General features: G+C 65.1%; 20 protein-coding genes and 1 pseudogene. 7 read left to right on the plus strand and 14 right to left on the minus strand.

Annotation, left to right across the window (positions count from 1 at the left end; all coding sequences use genetic code 11):
* Positions 1 to 8 precede the first annotated feature (8 nt).
* Positions 9 to 770, plus strand: coding sequence for a bifunctional 2-polyprenyl-6-hydroxyphenol methylase/3-demethylubiquinol 3-O-methyltransferase UbiG (gene ubiG, locus PVE73_RS23670; protein WP_277364590.1), 762 nt, complete (start codon positions 9 to 11; stop codon positions 768 to 770).
* 36 nt (positions 771 to 806) lie between these two features.
* Here ubiG and PVE73_RS23675 read toward each other — a convergent pair whose 3' ends face one another.
* The 4 genes and pseudogenes from PVE73_RS23675 to PVE73_RS23690 all read right to left on the minus strand — a co-directional run bounded on the left by PVE73_RS23675 (position 807) and on the right by PVE73_RS23690 (position 3164).
* Complete coding sequence (locus tag PVE73_RS23675) at positions 807 to 1232, minus strand: DUF1178 family protein (RefSeq protein WP_277364591.1); 426 nt, start codon at positions 1230 to 1232, stop codon at positions 807 to 809.
* On the minus strand, positions 1229 to 2083 hold the full coding sequence (locus PVE73_RS23680) for a carbon-nitrogen hydrolase family protein (RefSeq protein WP_277364592.1): 855 nt from the start codon (positions 2081 to 2083) through the stop codon (positions 1229 to 1231). The genes PVE73_RS23675 and PVE73_RS23680 overlap by 4 nt, the downstream gene beginning before the upstream one ends.
* On the minus strand, positions 2080 to 2364 hold the full coding sequence (gene grxC / locus PVE73_RS23685; protein ID WP_277364593.1) for a glutaredoxin 3: 285 nt from the start codon (positions 2362 to 2364) through the stop codon (positions 2080 to 2082). Before grxC ends, PVE73_RS23680 begins: the two co-directional genes overlap by 4 nt.
* A gap of 25 nt (positions 2365 to 2389) precedes the next feature.
* A pseudogene (locus PVE73_RS23690) lies at positions 2390 to 3164 on the minus strand (ComF family protein).
* 82 nt (positions 3165 to 3246) lie between these two features.
* Between PVE73_RS23690 and PVE73_RS23695 the strand changes: the two are divergent.
* Positions 3247 to 4125, plus strand: coding sequence for a methyltransferase domain-containing protein (locus PVE73_RS23695; RefSeq protein ID WP_277364594.1), 879 nt, complete (start codon positions 3247 to 3249; stop codon positions 4123 to 4125).
* A gap of 48 nt (positions 4126 to 4173) precedes the next feature.
* On the opposite strand, the gene PVE73_RS23700 is transcribed toward PVE73_RS23695, so the two are convergent.
* The 6 genes from PVE73_RS23700 to PVE73_RS23725 form a co-directional block, all read right to left on the minus strand.
* The gene (locus tag PVE73_RS23700; RefSeq protein WP_277364595.1) at positions 4174 to 4341 is read right to left on the minus strand and encodes a Flp family type IVb pilin; all 168 of its coding nucleotides are present in this window, start codon (positions 4339 to 4341) and stop codon (positions 4174 to 4176) included.
* Between the two features lie 68 nt (positions 4342 to 4409).
* On the minus strand, positions 4410 to 4700 hold the full coding sequence (locus PVE73_RS23705) for a hypothetical protein (RefSeq protein WP_277364596.1): 291 nt from the start codon (positions 4698 to 4700) through the stop codon (positions 4410 to 4412).
* 72 nt (positions 4701 to 4772) lie between these two features.
* Positions 4773 to 5186: an 8-oxo-dGTP diphosphatase MutT gene (gene mutT / locus PVE73_RS23710; protein WP_277364597.1), complete on the minus strand. Its 414-nt coding sequence runs from the start codon at positions 5184 to 5186 to the stop codon at positions 4773 to 4775.
* 3 nt (positions 5187 to 5189) lie between these two features.
* Complete coding sequence (locus PVE73_RS23715; protein ID WP_277364598.1) at positions 5190 to 5990, minus strand: GNAT family N-acetyltransferase; 801 nt, start codon at positions 5988 to 5990, stop codon at positions 5190 to 5192.
* Entirely contained in the window at positions 5971 to 7212 is a 1242-nt protein-coding gene (gene argJ, locus PVE73_RS23720; RefSeq protein WP_277364599.1) for a bifunctional glutamate N-acetyltransferase/amino-acid acetyltransferase ArgJ, read from the minus strand. The genes PVE73_RS23715 and argJ overlap by 20 nt, the downstream gene beginning before the upstream one ends.
* 163 nt (positions 7213 to 7375) lie before the next feature.
* Positions 7376 to 8311: a peptidylprolyl isomerase gene (locus tag PVE73_RS23725; protein WP_277364600.1), complete on the minus strand. Its 936-nt coding sequence runs from the start codon at positions 8309 to 8311 to the stop codon at positions 7376 to 7378.
* 264 nt (positions 8312 to 8575) lie between these two features.
* On the opposite strand from PVE73_RS23725, the gene secA reads away from it, so the two are divergent.
* The 5 genes from secA to PVE73_RS23750 all read left to right on the plus strand — a co-directional run bounded on the left by secA (position 8576) and on the right by PVE73_RS23750 (position 16184).
* On the plus strand, positions 8576 to 11308 hold the full coding sequence (gene secA, locus PVE73_RS23730) for a preprotein translocase subunit SecA (RefSeq protein WP_277364601.1): 2733 nt from the start codon (positions 8576 to 8578) through the stop codon (positions 11306 to 11308).
* 1100 nt (positions 11309 to 12408) lie between these two features.
* The gene (locus PVE73_RS23735; protein ID WP_277364602.1) at positions 12409 to 13815 is read left to right on the plus strand and encodes a lipopolysaccharide biosynthesis protein; all 1407 of its coding nucleotides are present in this window, start codon (positions 12409 to 12411) and stop codon (positions 13813 to 13815) included.
* Positions 13815 to 15095: a GNAT family N-acetyltransferase gene (locus PVE73_RS23740; RefSeq protein ID WP_277364603.1), complete on the plus strand. Its 1281-nt coding sequence runs from the start codon at positions 13815 to 13817 to the stop codon at positions 15093 to 15095. Before PVE73_RS23735 ends, PVE73_RS23740 begins: the two co-directional genes overlap by 1 nt.
* Before the next feature lie 78 nt (positions 15096 to 15173).
* Complete coding sequence (locus PVE73_RS23745; protein ID WP_277364604.1) at positions 15174 to 15395, plus strand: hypothetical protein; 222 nt, start codon at positions 15174 to 15176, stop codon at positions 15393 to 15395.
* A gap of 288 nt (positions 15396 to 15683) precedes the next feature.
* Positions 15684 to 16184 (plus strand): DUF2165 domain-containing protein, encoded by a 501-nt coding sequence (locus PVE73_RS23750; protein ID WP_277364605.1) that lies wholly within the window; start codon positions 15684 to 15686, stop codon positions 16182 to 16184.
* A gap of 14 nt (positions 16185 to 16198) precedes the next feature.
* Here PVE73_RS23750 and PVE73_RS23755 read toward each other — a convergent pair whose 3' ends face one another.
* The 4 genes from PVE73_RS23755 to PVE73_RS23770 are packed head-to-tail and all read right to left on the minus strand — an operon-like array spanning position 16199 to position 20090.
* Positions 16199 to 17206: an oligopeptide/dipeptide ABC transporter ATP-binding protein gene (locus tag PVE73_RS23755; protein WP_277364606.1), complete on the minus strand. Its 1008-nt coding sequence runs from the start codon at positions 17204 to 17206 to the stop codon at positions 16199 to 16201.
* Positions 17203 to 18186 carry an ABC transporter ATP-binding protein gene (locus PVE73_RS23760; protein WP_277364607.1) on the minus strand — a complete coding sequence of 328 codons (984 nt, stop codon included), beginning with the start codon at positions 18184 to 18186 and terminating at the stop codon, positions 17203 to 17205. The genes PVE73_RS23755 and PVE73_RS23760 overlap by 4 nt, the downstream gene beginning before the upstream one ends.
* A gap of 1 nt (position 18187) precedes the next feature.
* Positions 18188 to 19111 (minus strand): ABC transporter permease, encoded by a 924-nt coding sequence (locus PVE73_RS23765; protein WP_277364608.1) that lies wholly within the window; start codon positions 19109 to 19111, stop codon positions 18188 to 18190.
* Positions 19112 to 19115: 4 nt separating this feature from the next.
* Positions 19116 to 20090 carry an ABC transporter permease gene (locus tag PVE73_RS23770; RefSeq protein ID WP_277364609.1) on the minus strand — a complete coding sequence of 325 codons (975 nt, stop codon included), beginning with the start codon at positions 20088 to 20090 and terminating at the stop codon, positions 19116 to 19118.
* Between the last annotated feature and the right edge of the window lie 16 nt (positions 20091 to 20106).

The raw sequence follows: 20106 nt of genomic DNA on the forward strand, positions 1-20106 counted from the left end.
ATGATGTGATGCCAGAAGCCCGACGAACGACCATTGACGCCGGCGAAGTGGAGCGCTTTTCCGCCCTCGCCCAGGAGTGGTGGAACCCGAATGGCAAATTCCGCCCGCTGCACAAGTTCAACCCGGTCCGGCTTGCCTATATCCGCGACAATGTCGCCGCCCAGTTCGGGCGCGATCCGCGGGCGGCGAAGCCTTTCGAAGGTCTGCGCATCCTCGACATCGGCTGCGGTGGCGGCCTGCTCTGCGAGCCGATGGCGCGTCTCGGCGCCGAGGTGGTGGGCGCCGACGCCTCCGCAACCAATATCGAGGTGGCGAAGCTGCATGCCGCCGAAAGCGGTGTGAAGATCGATTATCGCGCCGAGACGGCTGAAGCCCTGGCCGACCAGGGGGAGATGTTCGACATCATCCTCAATATGGAAGTGGTCGAGCACGTGGCCGACATGGAGTTCTTCATCGGCAAGTGCGCGGAGATGCTCAAACCGGGCGGCATCATGTTCGTGGCGACGATCAACCGCACGCTGAAAGCGCTGGGCCTTGCGATCATCGGCGCGGAATACGTGCTGCGCTGGCTGCCGCGCGGTACCCACCAGTACGGCAAGCTGGTTCGGCCGGAGGAGCTCGACCGCGCGCTGTTCAATGCCGGCCTGGTGACGAAGGACCGCACGGGCGTCGCCTACAACCCGCTTACGGACCGCTGGAACCGTTCGCGCGACATGGACGTCAACTACATGGTCCTGGCCGAGAAGCCCAAGGCCGACGCGATGATATGAGCCTCTTGCCCCTACCGGGACGGGGGCGAAGGGTATTCAGTTCCGGTCTTCGGGGAATACGGGCAGCGGCATGAAATCCACGCCGTCATCGGCGAGCGACTTTACGTCCTCCGGCGAGGCTTCGCCATAGATGCCGCGCGGCTCCACTTCGCCGAAATGGATCTTCCGCGCCTCATCCGCGAACTTCTCGCCAACATAATCGGCGTTCTCGCGGATCTTCTCCGAGATCGCCTTGAGTTGGGCGAGCGCCTTTTTCTGCTCCTCGCTCATGGCGAGCGCCACCTGCGCTTGTCTGCCGCTGGTGGAGACGGCCGGCGCCATCAGCGCCTTCTGCACCTCCTGCGAGCCGCAGGCGGGACAGGAAACGAGCTTGCGGCTCTTCTGCGTCTCGAAATCCTCGCCGCTGCGGAACCACGCCTCGAACTCGTGCTCGTTGTCGCAGATGAGGCCGAAGCGGATCATGCCGTGGCCTCCCCGAAGGCAGCCTGCCGGACGGCAAAGTCGCGCGCGTTTGCAAGATTGGGGATCTTGCGCCTTGCGGCGGCCGAAGCGACCGGATCGATATCGGCCACCACCACCGCCGGCTCGTCATGGTCGGCCTCGGCCGCCACGCGGCCCCACGGGTCGACGATCAGCGAATGCCCGTAGGTCTCGCGCCCGTCCTCGTGCAGGCCCCCTTGCGCCGCGGCGATCAACCAGGCGCCGTTTTCGATGGCGCGTGCGCGTGCGAGCACATGCCAGTGCGCCTCGCCCGTCTGCCGGGTGAATGCGGCAGGCACGGTCAGCACTTCGGCGCCCGCCAGCGCCTGCGCCCGGAAGAGCTGCGGAAAGCGCAGGTCGTAGCAGACGGCAAGACCCACGCGGGCAAAGGGCAGGGCAGCCACGACCGTCTGCTCGCCGGGCGCATAGGTGGCGGATTCCCGCCAGCTCTCTCCCTTGTCGAGATCGACGTCGAACATATGGATCTTGTCATAGGTCGCAATCAGCGTGCCGTCGGGGCCGAACAGGAAAGCCCGGTTCGCCACCTTGCCACCGTCGAGGGAAATCGCGGTCGAGCCGATATGGATGAAGATCGAGAGCTCCTTTGCCAGGTCCGCCCCGCGGCGTACCAGCGGGTTCTCTCCCGCCGGCCGGACACGCTCCAGGAGAGCCTCCCGGCTGCGCACCAGCGCCCCGGTCATCTCCGGGCTCTGCACGTATTTCGCGCCCTGCCCCGCCGCCTGGCGCACCAGGTCTTCAAAGGCCGCGAGGTTTGCATCCGGGTCTGTACCGGAGCGCATCTGAAGCGCGGCGACGCGCACGGCGCTGCTCATTGGCGCGCTCCCGCCGAAACGCCCTGCTGTTCCAGAAGAGGATCCAGCCTGCCCTCGCGCTCAAGCGCGTGAAGTTCATCCGACCCGCCCACATGGACATCGCCGATGAAGATCTGCGGAAAGGTGGAGCGCCCGTTCGCGCGGCTCACCATTTCGCGGCGCAGGTCCGTCGAGAAGCTTGCATCGTGCTCCGTATAGGGAATGCCCTTGCGCTCCAGGAGCCGCTTTGCGGCTGCGCAATAACCGCAGGCCATGCGGGTATAGATCGTCACGTCTGCCATGGTTTCATCCGTAAGCCTTTGCCGCCTATATAGTTATGGCATCATCGGACGCAAAGTCTTCCTTCAGCGCGCGGGCGAAAGTGAGCACATCCACCTCCCGCGCGCCGGCGCGTTTCAGCGCCCGCGTGGCGGCTGCCGCCGTGGCTCCTGTCGTGAAGACGTCATCGACGAGGATGACTCGCTTTCCTCTCAAGACCCTTTCCCCATCCGGCGGAACGACAAAGGCGCCACGCACATTCTGCTCGCGCTCGCGCACACCCAGGCCCACCTGCTGGCGGGTGAGGCGCCGGCGCACCAGGGCCGATGGCTGGTAGTCCAGCCCGGCGAGCCGCGAAAACGCGCGTGCAAGTTCGGCCGACTGGTTGAAGCGCCGCGAGAAGAATCGCCGTCGATGCAGCGGCACGGGAACGACGACATCCGCGTCCGGGACGAGTTCGCTGGCCGCCCGCAGCATCCATCGCGCCATCCAAGGCGCGAGATCGGTGCGGTCGGAGAATTTCAGCGCCTGCGCCCATGCGGCCGGCCACCCCGCGATAGGCCACCGCCGAGCGCGCCCGCGCGAAAGGCGGAGGATTGGCGATCGCTTCACCGGAGAGGAAGCCTTCGCCCATCTCGTACGGAAAAGGTGTGCCCATCACCGGGCACCACGGCCGTTCGAGGAACCGTATATTCGGCCAGCACTCGGCACAGAGCGTGCCGGGCGCGGTGACGAGATTGCGGCAGCCGAGACAGACCGGCGGAAAAAGCAGCCGCGCCGGCCACTCCCGCATCATCACCCCCGCCCGCCGGAAAAACCCCATCCCTTGCCCGCGCAAAGAAACCACCCACCTTTGCCAGAATAGCAGTTTTGTGCGATTGCGCACCTGCGACGAAAGAAGGCCCATGGAACCGATCTTCGACCTGAACCTTGCGCTCGCCCGCAAGCTGCGCGCCCTGTCCGCCAGCGACGAAGGCGCGGACTTCCTGATGCGCCGCGCCGCGGAGGATCTTTCCGACCGCCTGGCGACGGTCGAGCGCCGGTTTCCCCGCGCCGCGGCGATCTTCTGCCTAACGAAGAATGCTGCTGATGCGATCGCCGGGAGCGGCAAGGCGGATTACATCCTGCGCGTCGAAACCGATCGGCCTCTGCTTTCGGGCCGATATGAGGGTGTGGTCGCGGAGCCCGAGACGATCCCGCTCGATCCCGAAAGCCTGGACCTCGCGGTTTCGCTTCTTACCCTGCACGAAATGAACGATCTTCCCGGCGTCCTGGTGCAGATTCGCCGCGCTTTAAAACCTGACGGCCTTTTCCTCGCCGCCATGGCGGGCGCCGGTACACTGCAGGAGCTGCGGCAAAGCCTGCTTCAGGCCGAGGCTGAGTTGAGCGGCGGCGCAACACCCCGCGTCAGCCCGTTCGCCGACGTGCGTGATGCCGGCGCGCTTTTGCAGCGCGCGGGCTTCGCCCTTCCCGTGGCCGATCTCGAAACGGTGACGGTCCGCTATGATACCATGTTCGATCTCATGCGGGACCTGCGCGCCATGGGTGCCGCCAACACGCTCGTGGAGCGTAGCCGCCGGCCCGCAGCGCGCGGGCTCTTCCTGCGGGCTGCGAAAATCTATCAGGAGCAGTTCTCCGATCCGGACGGCCGCATCCGGGCGACCTTCAATGTCGTCTGGCTCTCCGGCTGGGCCCCGCATGAATCCCAGCAAAAACCGCTCAAGCCGGGCAGTGCCAAGGTCTCGCTTACGAATGTGCTATCGCCGGAGGACAAGGATGGCTGAGCCGGCCGGACCGGCAATCGGAAGCGCGGATTGCCGCTGAGGCTTCTCTCAATTTCCCGCTTCAGCGAGATCCTCGGCCACATTCCCGTAGGTCTGGCCGACCACCCGGCTGAGCTCGGCCATACCGGCCACGATCGCCAGCACGAGAATTCCGGCGATCAGGGCATATTCGATCGCCGTCGCACCGTCTCTGCTGCGCAGGAATTGCTTCACCATGGGTGGCCTCGTGTCCGCTTTAGCCATGGTGGCTGAGAACCGTTAAGAATTCTTGGCGGGATGAGCGCTCAGCACGTGCCGCTCCGCCTCCCGTCCTCATGGATGATGCAGATGGCGTCCGGCGTCGCCTGGAGCACGCTGCGCCGCTCGACGAAAACGCGGCCAGGCACGGAACCCGTCGCGATCGGATCCAGCCCATGGGCTGCCATGTCGCGCGTGCGACGATCGAGAACAGGCGTCAGAATCAAGGCGAAGGCGATGGCTGCCGACCCGAAGAGCAGCGCGACCCGCACTGCGCCCATGCCGAGACGCACAAGGGTCTTCTTCCCGACTGAGCCTCCGTCGAACTCTATACGCATCTTCCGTCCGGCCTCGCTGGTACGATGTCCCCGGCGCAAATTGTCAGCTTTGGCTAAAGGAAGATTTAACGATCAGAGGAGATCGATCAGGAAAGGGATGAGCGGCTCGTCGGCAGGCGGCATGGGATAGTCGCGCAGGCGCTGCGGGCGCACCCATTTGAGCGCCTGCCCCTCGCGGGAATGCGGTGTGCCCTCGTACCGCCGGCAGACATAGAGCGGCATCAAGAGGTGGAAGTGCTCATAGGAGTGGCTTGCGAAGGTCAACGGCGCGAGACACGCAACCTTCGTCTCGATGCCAAGCTCCTCGTGCAGTTCACGAATGAGCGTCTCCTCCGGCGTCTCGCCGGGCTCGACCTTTCCGCCGGGGAACTCCCACAATCCGGCCATCGGTTTGCCCTCCGGCCGTTGCGCAAGCAGGATCCGCCCGTCGGCATCGATGAGAGCGCAGGCGGCAACCAGCAGAATAGGCTTTGCGCGCGCCTCCATCGTTCAGCCTTCCTGCCCCGGCCGTCTGTAGTGATAGCTGTAGATTTCCTCGAAACCGAGCGCACGATAGAGCGCCAGCCCCGCCTCGTTGTTTTCCTCCACTTGCAGCCATGCAATCCGCGCCCCGCGCGTGAAGGCCCATTTCAGCGCCGAGAGAAGCATGCGCTTGCCGAAGCCCTTGCCACGGTGCTCCCGAGCCGTCGCCACCTCGAAAAGCCCGGCCAGCGCGCCGTCGTGCACGCAGATCGCAGTGGAGACGGAGACGTCGTTCTGCTCGAGGACGAAGAGTCCCGTATCCGCCTTGATGGAACTCACCACCTCGGTGAAGCCGGGGCGCAGTTCGGCCTCGTAGCCGTGCACTTCGAAGGCCGCGGACACGAAGCGGTTGAGGTCCTTGAGCGGGATCTGGTCGACAGCGCTTGCGAGGGCCGCTTCGCTCAGCACCAGCCGCATCACCTTCGAACGACCGAATGCCGTCCAGCCCTCGGCGTCCAGATGGGCCGGAATCGCCGGCGCTGCGAGCGGCGATATGCGGAAGGTGAGCGGCCGGCCATAAGCCTTGAAGCGCCGCGCCGCGAGCGCTATGCGCTCACCAAGGCGTCGGTCGTCACTGGGATCGAGCGGGTTGATGGAATTCAGCCGTTTGGCGGGGTGGCTTGCCGTCAGCCGCACCGCCCAGGTGCCGTCATATTGCACCGAAGTGGCCGGCCAGGCGCGGAATCCCGCCGCCTCGAAACGCCGGATGATCGCCAGCCGCTCGACCGCTTCGTTCTCCACGCCCCGCTCAGCTCCTGTAGTCGCCATTGATGGCGACATACTCCTTGGTGAGGTCGCAGGTCCAGACCGTTGCCTTGCCCCGGCCCATCCCGAGATCGACGCGGATGTCGATCTCGTCGCGCTTCATATAGGTCGAGACTTCGTCCTCCGAATAATCGGGATCCCGCTCGCCCTCATGGGCGACACGGACGTCACCGAACCAGATGGAAAGGAGGTCTCGTTCAGCCGGCTCGCCCGCCTTGCCCACGGCCATCACGACGCGGCCCCAATTTGCGTCCTCGCCGGCGATCGCCGTCTTCACCAGAGGCGAATTGGCGATGGAAAGGGCGATGCGTTTTGCCGAACGCGCGGATTTCGCGCCGGTCACCGTCACCTCCACCTGCTTGCGCGCGCCCTCTCCGTCCCGCACCACCTGCAATGCAAGTGTCTTCAGGAGCTTGCCTAGCGCGCGGCGGAAGCCCGCAAGCCGAGGGTCAGAGGGTTCGGTGATCAGGGGTGCGCCGCGCCCGGCGGCCTTTCCGGTGGCGAAGAGCATGAGCGTGTCGCTCGTCGAGGTGTCGCTGTCGACCGTCACGGCGTTGAAGGTCTTCGCCGTCGCCTTGGAAAGCAGGTCCTGCAGCACCGGTGCGGCGATCGGCGCGTCGGTGGCGACGAAGGAGAGCATCGTCGCCATATCCGGTGCGATCATGCCGGCGCCCTTTGCGATGCCGTTGATCACCACATCCGCCTCGCCCAGCTTCGCCGTCGCCGTCACGAATTTCGGATAGGTGTCCGTCGTCATGATGGCGCGCGCGGCCTCCTCCCAGGAGCCAGCCTCGGCCTGCTTCACGAGATCGCCAAGCAGGTGCGAGAACTTGCCGGCATCGAGCGGCTCGCCGATCACGCCGGTGGACGCCAGGAAGACCTCGTCCTCGCCGGCTCTGGCCGCCGCAGCGGCGGCCTCGGCCGTCATGGCGGTCGATTCCCGTCCCTTCCGGCCGGTGAACGCATTGGCATTGCCCGAATTGACGACCAGGATGCGCGCCTTGCCGCGGGGCAGATTCCTGCGACAGAACTCGACCGGGGCCGAGGGGCATTGGGAGCGCGTGAAAACGCCCGCCGCCGTCGTCCCCTCGTCGAAGACCATGACCATCAGGTCCTTGCGGTTCCTGTACTTGATGCCCGCCTCGGTGGCGGCGATGCGCACACCTTCGACCTCGGGCATCTTAGGATAACGTTTCGGCGCAAGCGGCGAGACGGCAGACGACATGGGCTATTCCGGAAAGAAGCGGGACTCGGTGCATCTCCGTGTGCCCCATGCCGCCCTCTGACGCAAGCCGAAACCGTTCGGCCGGCCCGCGCATGCCTTCGCCGGCGGGGTGAGGAAGCCGCGGAAGCGACGGGCTTCCGCGGCTCTTCCCTCGAGGGCAAGACTACTGCGCGGGGGTCTCGGGTTGCTCCGCGTCCGCCGGCGCCTGCTGACCGGCCGCCGCCGGATCATCCTGGCCGAGCTGCTGGCGCAGCATGCCGTCCACGGCATTCTTGAGATCGGCGTTGGGGATCTCGACCTCGGCGCCTTCCCTGAGCGAGGCGAGCGTGTCCATATATTTATCGCGGACGACGAGGGAGCGGATCTGGTCCTGCACCTGCTCGAAGGCCGGCGGCTCCTGCATGCGCTTGTCTTCCACCTTGATGACGTGCCAGCCGAACTGGGTCTTCACCGGTTCCTTGGAATAGGAGCCCGGCTCCATGGCGAAGGCCGCCTGGCTGAACTCCGGAACCATGGCGTCCGCCGTGAAGTAGCCGAGGTCGCCGCCATTGGCGGCCGCGCCGTCCTTCGACTTCTCCTTGGCGATCGCGGCGAAGTCGCCGCCCTCGTCGAGCTGCTCGATGATCGCCTTGGCCTCGTCCTCGGTGGGCACGAGGATGTGGCGGGCGTGCACCTCCTCCTGTGCCGGGATCTTGGCGATCTCTTCCTGGTAGCGCGCGCGGAGCTCCTCCTCGGAAATCGGCTTCACGACGTTCTCGTCGATATAGGCGCTGTGGAGCGCGCGCCGCCGCAGGAACTCGGCCCGGCGCTGGAAATCCTCGCTTTGGTCGATGCCTTCCTTTTCCGCCTCGGCGGCAAACAGCCGCACGTCGATGACGGCCGAAAGAGCGGCAGCGCGGCGCTGGTCTTCGGGCATCTGGCCGAATTGCGGTCCCAGCTCGGTTTCCGCGAGCGCGAGGTCCGCCTCGGTGATCTGCTCGCCATTCACCGTTGCCACGACCGGGCTTTCCTGCGCCAGGGCCGGCGCACAGCTCAGCGCGGCCAGGATCGCAGCCGCGCCTGCCCGCGCGATCAGATGGCGACGTAGGGAATGATGCATGGATTGTTCTCCGGTCGAATGTTCTTTGGGTTGGCCAACAGCATTGGCCCTCACATGATCCAGTAACCACAAGATGTGGCGGATTTGTGCGGCCGGATATGGCCTCCACGCGAAGTTGACATCGCAGGTAGCCCCTCTTATCTCTCCTTCGATCCAGCGTCCAGAAGCATTTCGGATGCCTCGGAACTGCTGCCTGCCCGAAATGGCCGACTGGCGGGAATGCCGGCGAGAAGTCGGCGCATCGCGAATTGAAAGGACCGGAGGATGGTCAATCTCGGCGGCCTTGCCCGCAAGATTTTCGGATCGTCTAACGAGCGCCGCGTGAAGGGGCTCAAGCCTCGCGTCGAAGCGATCGGAGCGCTCGAAGAGGAGATGAAGGCGCTTTCCGACGAAGCGCTGCGCGGGAAGACCGACGAGTTCCGCCAGAAGCTCGCCGAAGGCGCGAGCCTCGACGATCTGCTCGTCCCCGCCTTCGCCGTGGTGCGCGAAGCCGCGCACCGCGTGCTGGGCCTGCGCCCCTTCGATGTGCAGCTCATCGGCGGCATGGTGCTGCACGAGGGCTCCATCGCCGAGATGAAGACCGGCGAAGGCAAGACGCTCGTGGCCACCCTCCCCGTCTATCTGAACGCCCTCGCCGGCAAGGGCGTGCATGTCGTCACGGTCAACGACTATCTCGCTAAGCGCGATGCCGAATGGATGGGCCGGGTCTACGGTTTCCTGGGCCTCACCACCGGCGTCATCGTGCACGGCCTGTCCGACGAGGAGCGCCGTGCCGCCTATGCCTGCGACGTGACCTACGCCACCAACAACGAGCTCGGCTTCGACTATCTGCGCGACAACATGAAGTATGAACGCGCGCAGATGGTGCAGCGCGGCCATAATTTCGCGATCGTCGACGAGGTGGACTCGATCCTGATCGACGAGGCGCGCACGCCGCTCATCATCTCCGGCCCGCTGGACGACCGGTCCGAGCTCTACAACACAATCGACGCCTTCATCCCCAAGCTGGAGGAAGCGGACTACGAGGTGGACGAGAAGCAGCGGACCGCGACCTTCACCGAGGAGGGCACCGAGAAGGTCGAGAACCTTCTGCGCGAGGCGGACCTCTTCAAGGGCGATTCGCTCTATGACGTGGAAAACGTCGCCATCGTCCATCACCTCAACAATGCGCTGAAGGCGCACAGGCTGTTCCAGCGCGACAAGGATTACATCGTCCGCAACGACGAGGTGATCATCATCGACGAGTTCACCGGCCGCATGATGCCGGGCCGGCGCTACTCGGACGGGCTGCACCAGGCGCTCGAGGCCAAAGAGCACGTCAAGATCCAGCCGGAGAACCAGACGCTCGCCTCGATCACCTTCCAGAACTATTTCCGCATGTATGACAAGCTCGCCGGCATGACGGGCACGGCCTCGACCGAGGCGGAGGAGTTCGGCAATATCTACGGCCTCGACGTGGTCGAGATCCCCACCAACCTTCCGGTGAGCCGCATCGACGAGGACGACGAGGTCTATCGCTCGGTCGAGGAGAAGTTCCGGGCCATCGTTCGCGAGATCAAGGCGGCCCGCGACAAGGGCCAGCCGATCCTTGTCGGCACCACCTCGATCGAGAAATCCGAATATCTGGCGGACCGGCTGCGCAAGGAAGGGGTCAAGGATTTCGAGATCCTGAACGCCCGCCATCACGAGCGCGAGGCCTATATCGTCTCCCAGGCCGGCAAGCCGGGCGCCATCACCATCGCCACCAACATGGCCGGCCGCGGAACGGACATCCAGCTCGGCGGCAACGCGGATATGCGCATCGCCCAGGAACTCGAGGACATGCCGGAAGGCCCGGAGCGCGAGACGAAGGAGAAGGCCATCCGCGAGGATGTGCAGCGGCTGAAGGAAAAGGCGCTCGCCGCCGGGGGCCTCTATGTGCTCGCCACGGAACGCCATGAAAGCCGCCGCATCGACAACCAGTTGCGCGGCCGTTCCGGCCGCCAGGGCGATCCCGGCCGCTCGAAGTTCTACCTGTCGCTCCAGGACGACCTGATGCGCATCTTCGGCTCCGACCGCATGGACGGCATGCTGCAGAAGCTGGGGTTGAAGGAGGACGAGGCGATCGTCCACCCCTGGATCAACAAGGCGCTGGAGAAGGCGCAGAAGAAGGTCGAGGCGCGCAACTTCGACATCCGCAAGAACCTGCTCAAATATGACGACGTCATGAACGACCAGCGCAAGGTGGTCTTCGAGCAGCGCATCGAGCTGATGGACGGAGAAAACCTCTCCGAAACCGTGGCCGAGATGCGCCAGGACGTCATCGACGAGCTGGTGGACAGCCATATCCCCGAGAATGTCTATGCGGAGCAGTGGGACGCGGCGGGCCTCAGGGAAGGCGTGCGCAACTATCTCAACCTGGACCTGCCCATCGAGGACTGGGTGAAGGAAGAGGGCATCGCCGAGGACGACATCCGCACCCGCATCACCGAGGCGGCGAACAAGGCGGCGGCCGACCGCGCCGAGCGGTTCGGCCCGGACATCATGACCTATGTGGAGAAGTCGATCCTGCTCCAGACGCTCGATCATCTGTGGCGCGAACATCTGGTCAATCTCGACCATCTGCGCTCCGTCGTCGGGTTCCGCGGCTATGCCCAACGCGATCCGCTCAACGAGTACAAGACCGAGGCCTTCGAGCTCTTCCAGGCCATGCTCGGCAATCTGCGCCAGGTCGTCACCTCGCAGCTCATGCGCGTGGAGCTGGTGCGCGAAGCGGCCGAGGCCCCGCCGCCGCCCCCGCCTGCCGCCATGCAGACCCACCACGTCGATGCGACCACGGGCGAGGACGAGTTCGCGAACGGCGACACGATGACGCTCACGCGCGCCGACTCCCGCGCGGTGCCTTCCGAGGAGCGCGACCCGAACGACCCCGCGACCTGGGGCAAGGTCGGCCGCAACGAGCCCTGCCCCTGCGGCTCCGGCAAGAAATACAAGCACTGTCACGGGGCTTTCGCGTAGCCGCCGGCCCGGGCTCGCCAAGCGGGGGGAGATGCCCGGCAGCCCAGAGGGGGTGCGAAGGGTCGTCGTTTCCGTGATCCGGGTTTCAAGCCGTGCCTCACCATTGCCACGCCCGCTTTCGCGTCTGGCCATTGCAGAGAATTTGGGAAGCGGGGCGCACCGTTCACGCCACAAAATTAAAAAGGCGCTCCCTTTGGCCCTCCGCTTTCGCTCCGGGCGTTCGTTCGCTCGAAAAGCCAAATCGTTGGCTTTTCGTCCGCTGCGCGGACCGCTCCTCACCCCCGCCGGAGTCTGTCCCGACCTCGGCCGATCACTCGGACCCTTCTCCTTCCCGGCTGCACCCAATGAAGGGGGTGGTCTCTGCCGGGCCGAAGGAGAGCCCTGGCGGCTTCTCCGCGGTTTCCGCGATGCCGTCTCTCACCCAGCATCCGTTTTTCCGGAAACGGCGTCTGTCACCCACCGCCCCGGCACCGCCGGCCTGTCGCGGGCCCTCGGATCCCCAGGTTCCGATCCTGGGGAGGGAGGTTTCCGCCGCCCTCCCGAACACCCGGTGCGCATCCGGTTCCCGCGAGAGCGATGGGGAAAGAATAAGGGAGGCCGGCGAGGTGGAGAGAAAAAGAGTGCAATGAGCGAGTGATGAAACAGCGAATAGCGAGTGGGAACAGAGGGTTGGCGTCGCAAAAAGATTCTGGAGGTGCGGATTCTATCCCCGTTTTGAGCGGGATGCAGGCTCAATGCCGGTGCTCCTCATCCTCAATGCCTGCGACGTGGGAGATTGGTCAGGCATGAATCCTCCGGGTCAAGTCCGAGGATGACGGGGAGGAGAGGTTCTCGGCAAAACTCCATCGTTGCGATTGGCAAAAGCTGCGGTGAAGGTGTCGATCTCCGCTTGTGGGGAGATGGGCGACGGTCATGTAGACACAGCCGGTGACGGACGCAGCTAAATAGTCGAGTCTTGAAGACAAGCCCCATTGCGGGGCAAGGTTTGCCTCTTCACAACGGCCACGCCTCACAACAAGTGCCTTTCTTCCTTTGCAACGAGCTTTTAAAGACTTTGGCCTAACAAAAAGGCCAGTTTTCAAGAAGCGGGGGTATTCCGAGTGCGCTTTTCGGCGGCGGAAGCAGCTGAACGTCTTCTGCCGGGCAGGTTCGCCGCGCTTGCGCGCCCGTGGGCCAGCCGGTTCGACGCGCTCGTCTCCGCGCCGGACGCGCGGGGGCAGGCGGGGCGCATGTCGCTCATCGCCTTCGGCATGCGCATCGTCAACGCCGTCATCGCCTTTGTGAGCCAGGTGCTGCTCGCCCGCTATATGGGCGGGTTCGAATACGGCATTTTCGTGCTGGTCTGGGTGACCATGATCATCCTGGGCAACACGGCCTGCCTGGGCTTCCAAACGAGCGTGATCCGCTTCGTGCCCGAATACGAGGCCAAGGACCGACCGGCCGAGCTGCGCGGCATCCTCGTGGCGAGCCAGCGCATCGTGTTCCTTTCCGCGACGGCTCTCGCCCTTGCCGGCGCCCTCGGCATCTGGCTCTTCGAGGAGGAGATCCAGAGCTACTACGTCCTCCCCTTCTATCTCGGGCTCATCTGCCTGCCCATGATCGCGCTCGGCGACCTGCTGCAGGGGACGGCGCGCGCGCATGGCTGGCCGCTCTGGTCCATGACGCCGAGCTTCTTCATCCGGCCCATGCTCATCCTCGTCTTCCTTTGGACCCTGCACATGGCTGGAAGCCAGCCTGACGCGGCAGCCGCGGTGCTGGCGGCCATCTTCGCCACCTACCTCACCACGCTCCTGCAAATCGCCTATGTGGCCAGAGGCACGGAAAGCCCCCATCGGCCGGTCAAGCCGGCCTTCCGTCTGCGCGAATGGCTCATCGTGTCGCTTCCCATCTTCCTTTCCAACGGCTTCTACTACCTGCTCACCAATGCCGACGTGCTGCTGGTCGGCCGCTTCATGCAGCCGACGGACGTGGCCGTCTATTTCGCCACGACGAAGGCGCTGGCGCTCGTCCATTTTGTCTACTACGCGGTGCGGACCGGGGTCATTCAGCGCTATTCCGCCTATCTGCACAGCGGCGACAGGGCAGCGCTTGCGCGCTTCGCGCGCGAGACGACCTACTGGACCTTCATTCCCGCCACGATCATGGGGCTTGCCGTCCTTGCGCTCGGCAAGCCGATCCTGATGCTGTTCGGCCCCGGCTTCGACGCAGGTTACCCGCTTCTCTTCCTGCTCGTGGCGGCGGTGATCTTCCGCGCCACGGTGGGTCCGGCGGAAAGCCTGCTGACCATGAGCGGCCACGAGAACAGCAGTGTCGTGGTCTACGCCATCACGCTGGCCGTCAATATCGGGCTCAGCGTCTTTCTCATCCCGAGGCTCGGGCTCTGGGGCGTCGCGATCGGCATGTCGACGGCTCTCGTCGTCGAGGCTGTGCTGCTCGCCTTCACGGTCCGGCGCAAGCTCGGCATCGTCATGGTGGCGTTTCTTCCGTCGCCCAAGGAGACAGTCTGATGGTGGCCACGCCTCTTCTGGAAGAGACCGGCGGCAGCGCCGCCGGCGCACTGATCAGTGATATCGCCGGCCTCTCCGAGGGACCCGAACGCGCCGACATGGAGCTCATTTCCGCCAGGCGCCCGTTGCGACGCATGGCGATCTACGCCGCATCGGCCGGGTTCGATCTGGTCGAGGAGCTCGACTATCTGGCCGCCCGCGCCATCGAGCCCAACGTCTTCTTCAATCCCCGTTTCCTGGCGCCGGCCATGCCGCGGCTGGAGGACCGCGAGGTGCGCCTCGCCGTCATACGCGACGGCACGGAGGAGAAGAACAGGCTGCGCCTGCTCGTGCCCTTCTCGGTCGAGAAGCCGCCGCTTCCCCTGGGCGCCACTGTGCTGCGGGCCTGGGCGCACCCCTTCGGCCCGCTCGGCACGCCGCTGGTCGACGGCGACGACCCCGTCGGCGTGATCGAGGATTTCTTCGCCATGCTGGCACGGCCGCATCTGAAACTGCCGAAGATCTTCGTCTTCCCGGAAACGAGATTTGACGGCCCGTTCGCTGCGGCGCTGCGCGCGGTGGCGGAGGCGCGCAACCTGCCGCTGATCGCGGCGGGCGAGGCGGAACGCCCTTTCCTCGACAGCAGCCTCGACGGCGAGGCCTATCTGAAGCAGAGCCTGCGTTCGCACCATTACCGCGAGTTCCGGCGCCTCAAGCGGCGCCTTGCTGATCTCGGCCGGCTGGAACACCGCATCGCCCGCCAGCCCGACGAGATCCGCGCGGCGATCGAGACCTTCCTCACGCTGGAAGCTTCCGGCTGGAAGGGGCGCGAGCGGACGGCGATGGTGATCGACCGCTACCGCGCGGCGTTTGCGCGGGAGGCCGTGTACAGGCTCGCCGAGCGGGACCTCTGCCGCATCCATACACTGGTGCTCAACAACCATGCGCTGGCGAGCCTCGTGGTCTTCGTGGAAGCGGGCATGGCCTATACGTGGAAGACGGCCTATGACGAGAACTACGCCGCCTTCTCCCCCGGCACGCTGCTGATGATCGAGGTGACGAAAGCCCATCTCGAGGACCCCAACATCACAGCGACCGATTCTTGCGCGGTGCCGGACCATCCGGTGATGAGCCGGCTATGGTCGGAGCGGCGCGCCATCGGCACCTTCGTGGTCGGCCTCGTCCCCGGCACGGAGCGGCTCGCCCACCAGGCGGCCGGCCAGATCCATTTCCACCGCGAGACGCGCAATGCGCTGCGCCTGCTGCGCAACCGCATCCGCAGGCTGGTGCGGCACCGCTGACCCTTGGCGGGACGCGCGCTCTTTACAGGAAGCCCGCCAGGGGCGATCTTCCCGCGAGCGGGAATCAAGGGGGCCACAATGCCGCGCAAGAAGACGGAACGGAAGCCGCAGACAGAAAAGGCGAAGGCCGGCGGCGGGATACACATTCACTGGGTGTGGGTGGCCCTGATCGCCGGCCTCGTCTTCGGCGCCGCCTCGGGCTATTTCGTCGGCCTCCAGGCATCCGCCGGCACCAGCGGCTACACCGATGTCTATGGCCGCAGCCCCGGCCATCCGCATTACAGGCACAATCATCCTTGAGAGCGTACCGCCCGGCGGGTGGAAGGGTTCACGCCGAATGTCCGACCCGCTGGTGATGGTGATGTTCAGGCTTGGATCCTCGGGGCAAGCCCGAGGATGACGAAGCAGAGGACTCCGGCACCTCCAAACATTTCGATCGGAGGAAGCATCCTCGGGCTTGCCCCGAGGATCCATGCCTGAACGGTCCACAACGGCCAAAGCAACGGCCACCGGAATAAGGCCTCATTAACCCGTTCCGTGGAGAATTGCCGCGTTCAGGCATCTCTATTTCTTCAGGGGAATACTTTCATGTTCATCACACGATTGACGAAGACGGCCTTTGTAGCGGCCATCGCCTTCTTTGCCTCGCTGGTCTCGTTTGGAAACATCACGGATTACGGCACCAATTACGCATTCGTTCAGCATGTGCTCATGATGGACACGATCTTCCCCGACGCGACGATCAAATATCGCGCGATCACCAGTCCGACGCTGCATCACGCGGCCTACAACTTCATCATCGCCATGGAGACGCTGACGGCAATCCTGTGCTGGATCGGCGCCTTCAGCATGCTGGGCCGGCTGAGGAGCGGCGCATCGGCCTTCAACCACGCCAAGAAATGGGCGATCGCTGGCCTCGCGCTGGGCTTTCTCGTCTGGCAGGTCGGCTTCATGTCGATCGGCGGCGAGTGGTTCGGCATGTGGATGTCGCAGACCTGGAACGGAATCGAATCCGCGTTCCGGTTCTTCATCACCATCATCGCGGTGCTGATCTTCGTCGTGCTGCCCGACCAGGAACTGACCGACTGACGGACAGCCGAGGCTCAGCCGTTGAGATGGCAGGCGGAACGATGGCCGGGGGCCACGGCGCGCATGGCGGGCGCCTCCCGGCTGCATCTCGGCTGCGCGAGCGGACACCGGGGATGGAAATGGCAGCCGCCGGGCGGCGCGAGCGGGCTCGGCAGTTCCCCCTTTATGGCCTCGAAACGCTGTTTCTTCGGTTCGATCCTCGGAATGCCCGATAGAAGCGCCTGGGTATAGGGATGGTTCGGCCGGCGGAAGATCTCCTCGACCGGCGCCTCCTCCACGATCCGCCCGAGATACATGATGGCCACCCGGTCGGAAATGTGCTCGACCACGCCGAGATCGTGGCTGATGAAGACATAAGTCAGGTCGAGCTCTTCGCGCAGATCCATGAAGAGGTTCAGGATCTGCGCCTGGATCGAGACGTCCAGGGCGGCAACGCTTTCGTCGCAGACGAGGAATTCCGGCTGCACCGCAAGGGCGCGCGCGATGTTGATCCGCTGACGCTGGCCGCCGGAGAACTGGTGCGGGAAGCGCTTCTTCATCGAAGGATCGAAGCCGACCATCCGTAGATATTCGTCCACATAGGCCCCGGTCTTGCCGGAGATGAGACGGTGGACGCGCGGCGCCTCCGAGATGATCCTGTCGACGGTCGTGCGCGGGTTGAGCGCAGCCATGGGGTTCTGGAAGATCATCTGCACGGCGAGGCCCATCCGCTTCCGCTCCGGGCCGCTCATCTCCGTGCTCCTGCGCCCTTTCCAGACGAGGTCGCCCGACGAGGCCGGCGATATGGCGGCCATGATGCGCCCGAGCGTGGACTTGCCGCACCCGCTTTCGCCCACGACGCCCAGCACCTCTCCCTTGCGTACGGAGAGGCTGACGCCATCGAGCGCGCGGACGGTGGGCGGCGGCTTTGCCGCGCCCAGGCGGATGGAGATCCGCGCCGCCAGGTCCGGCTCCGGCCCGAAGACGCGCGAGACGTCGCGCACCTCCAGGACCGGGGTCTCTTCGTTCTGCACCGGGTTCATCGTACAGACCCTTCCTCCAGCGGGTGAAAGCAGCGGAAGCCGTGCCCCTCAGGGCCCTCCCCCAACTTCGGCATCTGCAGGCACATGCCGTCCGCATGCGTGCAGCGGCTGCGGAAGCTGCAGCCCTCGGGCAGGTTTGCCAGGCTGGGCGTCATGCCGGGGATCTGGAGCAGCCGTTTGCGGCGTTCGTTCTGGCTCGGCACCGAGTTCATGAGCCCGCGCGTATAGGGGTGGCGCGGCGTGCCGAGGACCGCCGACACGCTCCCCTTCTCGACGATGCGTCCGGCATACATCACGGCGATATCGTCGGCCAGCCGCGAAACGATGGCGAGGTCATGCGTGATCCAGATGACGGCCGTGTTGTTCTCCTCGGCGAGGCGCTGGAACTCGGAGATGATCTGCGCCTGGATGGTGACGTCGAGGGCGGTGGTCGGCTCGTCCGCAATGATGAGGTCCGGGCTGTTCAGGAGCGCGATGGCGATGACGACGCGCTGCCGCATGCCGCCGGAGAACTGGTGCGGATAAGCCGAGAGCCTCTCCTCCGGGCTGGGTATGCCGACCTTGCCGAGCGCATCACGGGCATGCGCGCGCGCCTCCGCGTGGGACATGCTGCGATGCGCGAGCACGGTTTCGACCATCTGCGTCTCGATGCGCAGGACCGGGTTCAGCGTCATCATCGGGTCCTGGAACACCATGGCGATACGCGAGCCGCGCCAGCGGCGCATCTCCTCCGGTGACAGCCGCGCAAGGTCCGTGCCGTCGAAGAGGATCTGCCCCGAGGCCACGCGGCCGGGGCGCTCGACGAGGCCCATGATGGTAAAGCCGGTGACGGACTTGCCGGAGCCGCTCTCGCCGACGAGGCCGAGCACCCGGCCGCGGGAAAGCGAGAACGAGACGTCGTTGACGGCGCGCAGGGGGTGCCCGCCGCGCCCGTGCGGGAACTCGGTCACGAGATTGCGGACATCGAGGAGCGGTGCCATGTCAGGTGCTCCTGGGATTGAGGACATCGCGAAGACCGTCGCCGACGAGGTTGATCGCCACGATGGTCACGAACAAAGCGATTCCGGGAAAGAAGCTGATCCAGTAGAGGCCGGAAAGCAGGTACTGGTATCCGTTCGAGATGAGCATCCCCAGCGAAGGCTCCGTCACCGAGGCGCCGAGCCCGAGGAAGGACAGCGTCGCCTCCAGGCTGATCGCGCGGGCCACCTGCATGGTGGCGATGACGATGACCGGGGCAAGGCAGTTCGGCAGAAGATGATGGAGCAGGACGCGCCAGCCGGGAAGGCACAGGCTGCGGGCGGCTTCGATATATTCCTTCTCCCGCTCCACGAGCGCTGCGCCGCGCGTCGTGCGGGCATAGGTGGCCCACTCGGCGACGATGAGCGCGAGCACCACATTGACCACGCCCTTGCCGAGCACGGCCAGCATCATCAGGGCCATCAGGATGGTCGGGAAGGAAAGCTGGAGGTCGACGAGCCGCATGATCAGGCTTTCGGTCCGCCCGCCCGCATAGGCCGCGAATAGGCCGAGCATGGTTCCGATGATGGCGGCGGCGAATGCGGAAACGACTCCCACCAGGAGCGATGTGCGCAGCCCGTAAAGGATTCCGGAGAGGATGTCCCGGCCCTGCGCATCGGTTCCCAGGAGATAGGGCACGCCGTCGAAGGATTCCGAGCCCGGCGGCAGCCGGCTGTCGAGGATGTCGATCTGGTTGAGATCATAAGGGTTCTGCGGCGATATCCAGGGGGCGAACACCGCAAGCAGGATGATGATGACGAGCGCGGCAAGCGCAATCATCGCTCCCGGCTTCTCCAGGAGCCTGAAGAGGCGGTGCCGTTCCGCCTCGCCCTTGGCCGCCTCGTTTTCGGAGACCGGCACCTCTTCCGCTTCGACCATGCCGGACATGGGCCTACCCCTTCGCATCCAGCCGGACGCGCGGGTCCAGCAGCGTGTAACAGACATCGATGATGAAGTTCAGCGTCACGAAAAGGAGCACCATCATCATCAGGTACGCGACGACGACAGGCCGATCGAGCAGATTGATACTGTCGATGATGAGCTTGCCGACACCGGGCCAGGCGAAGATGCTCTCCGTGACGACGGAGAAGGCGATGAGGGAGCCGAACTCCAGTCCGATGATCGTGACGACGGGGATCATCAGGTTCTTCAGCACATGCACGAGGACGATGCGGCTCTCCGGCAGCCCCTTGGCGCGGGCGAACTTGACGTAGTCCTGCGGCAGCACCTCCTGCACGCCCGCCCGCGTCAGCCGCAGGACGAGCGAGGTCTTGAACAGGGCGAGGTTGAGGGCAGGCAGGAACAGGTGCTTCAGGCCGTCGCTCGTGAGAAACGACCACTGGATGCCCAGCACCTCGACCGTTTCGCCCCGCCCATTGGTCGGCAGCCAGCCCATCTGCACCGAAAAGACCAGAATCAGCATCAGGCCGACCCAGAAGGTAGGAAGGGAGAAGCCGAGGATGGAGCCGGTCATGATGACCCGCGCGGCGATGGAATTGGCGTAAAGGCCGGCATAGAGGCCGAGCGGAAGCCCGACGACGATCGCGATCACGAGCGCGGCGACGGCGAGCTCCAGCGTCGCCGGCAGCCGCTCGAAGATGACGTCCAAGGCGGGGCGATTGTAGACGAAGCTGTTGCCCAGATCCCCGTGCAGGAGCCCGCCGAGGAAGTCGAGATACTGCTTCCACAGGGGCTGGTCGAGACCGAACTGGGCTATGACGCGGGCCCGCTCCGCCTGGTTCGCATCCGGATTGATGAGGATATCCACCGGGTTGCCGATGACGTTCACGCCCAGGAACACGATCAGCGTCATCGCGAAGATGACGAAAAGGGCCTGAATTGTCCGGCGGATCAATGCAGTTGTCATCGCGTGTTCCTCCGCG

The organism is Chelativorans sp. AA-79, assembly GCF_029457495.1.
Lineage (GTDB): Bacteria > Pseudomonadota > Alphaproteobacteria > Rhizobiales > Rhizobiaceae > Chelativorans.

Bases quoted from the DNA above. Each gene is read 5' to 3' on its own strand.
- ubiG (WP_277364590.1), top strand. From the start codon at position 9: ATGCCAGAAGCCCGACGAACGACCATTGACGCCGGCGAAGTGGAGCGC.
- PVE73_RS23675 (WP_277364591.1), bottom strand. From the start codon at position 1,232: ATGATCCGCTTCGGCCTCATCTGCGACAACGAGCACGAGTTCGAGGCG.
- PVE73_RS23680 (WP_277364592.1), bottom strand. From the start codon at position 2,083: ATGAGCAGCGCCGTGCGCGTCGCCGCGCTTCAGATGCGCTCCGGTACA.
- grxC (WP_277364593.1), bottom strand. From the start codon at position 2,364: ATGGCAGACGTGACGATCTATACCCGCATGGCCTGCGGTTATTGCGCA.
- PVE73_RS23695 (WP_277364594.1), top strand. From the start codon at position 3,247: ATGGAACCGATCTTCGACCTGAACCTTGCGCTCGCCCGCAAGCTGCGC.
- PVE73_RS23700 (WP_277364595.1), bottom strand. From the start codon at position 4,341: ATGGTGAAGCAATTCCTGCGCAGCAGAGACGGTGCGACGGCGATCGAA.
- PVE73_RS23705 (WP_277364596.1), bottom strand. From the start codon at position 4,700: ATGCGTATAGAGTTCGACGGAGGCTCAGTCGGGAAGAAGACCCTTGTG.
- mutT (WP_277364597.1), bottom strand. From the start codon at position 5,186: ATGGAGGCGCGCGCAAAGCCTATTCTGCTGGTTGCCGCCTGCGCTCTC.
- PVE73_RS23715 (WP_277364598.1), bottom strand. From the start codon at position 5,990: ATGGCGACTACAGGAGCTGAGCGGGGCGTGGAGAACGAAGCGGTCGAG.
- argJ (WP_277364599.1), bottom strand. From the start codon at position 7,212: ATGTCGTCTGCCGTCTCGCCGCTTGCGCCGAAACGTTATCCTAAGATG.
- PVE73_RS23725 (WP_277364600.1), bottom strand. From the start codon at position 8,311: ATGCATCATTCCCTACGTCGCCATCTGATCGCGCGGGCAGGCGCGGCT.
- secA (WP_277364601.1), top strand. From the start codon at position 8,576: ATGGTCAATCTCGGCGGCCTTGCCCGCAAGATTTTCGGATCGTCTAAC.
- PVE73_RS23740 (WP_277364603.1), top strand. From the start codon at position 13,815: ATGGTGGCCACGCCTCTTCTGGAAGAGACCGGCGGCAGCGCCGCCGGC.
- PVE73_RS23745 (WP_277364604.1), top strand. From the start codon at position 15,174: ATGCCGCGCAAGAAGACGGAACGGAAGCCGCAGACAGAAAAGGCGAAG.
- PVE73_RS23750 (WP_277364605.1), top strand. From the start codon at position 15,684: ATGTTCATCACACGATTGACGAAGACGGCCTTTGTAGCGGCCATCGCC.
- PVE73_RS23755 (WP_277364606.1), bottom strand. From the start codon at position 17,206: ATGAACCCGGTGCAGAACGAAGAGACCCCGGTCCTGGAGGTGCGCGAC.
- PVE73_RS23760 (WP_277364607.1), bottom strand. From the start codon at position 18,186: ATGGCACCGCTCCTCGATGTCCGCAATCTCGTGACCGAGTTCCCGCAC.
- PVE73_RS23765 (WP_277364608.1), bottom strand. From the start codon at position 19,111: ATGTCCGGCATGGTCGAAGCGGAAGAGGTGCCGGTCTCCGAAAACGAG.
- PVE73_RS23770 (WP_277364609.1), bottom strand. From the start codon at position 20,090: ATGACAACTGCATTGATCCGCCGGACAATTCAGGCCCTTTTCGTCATC.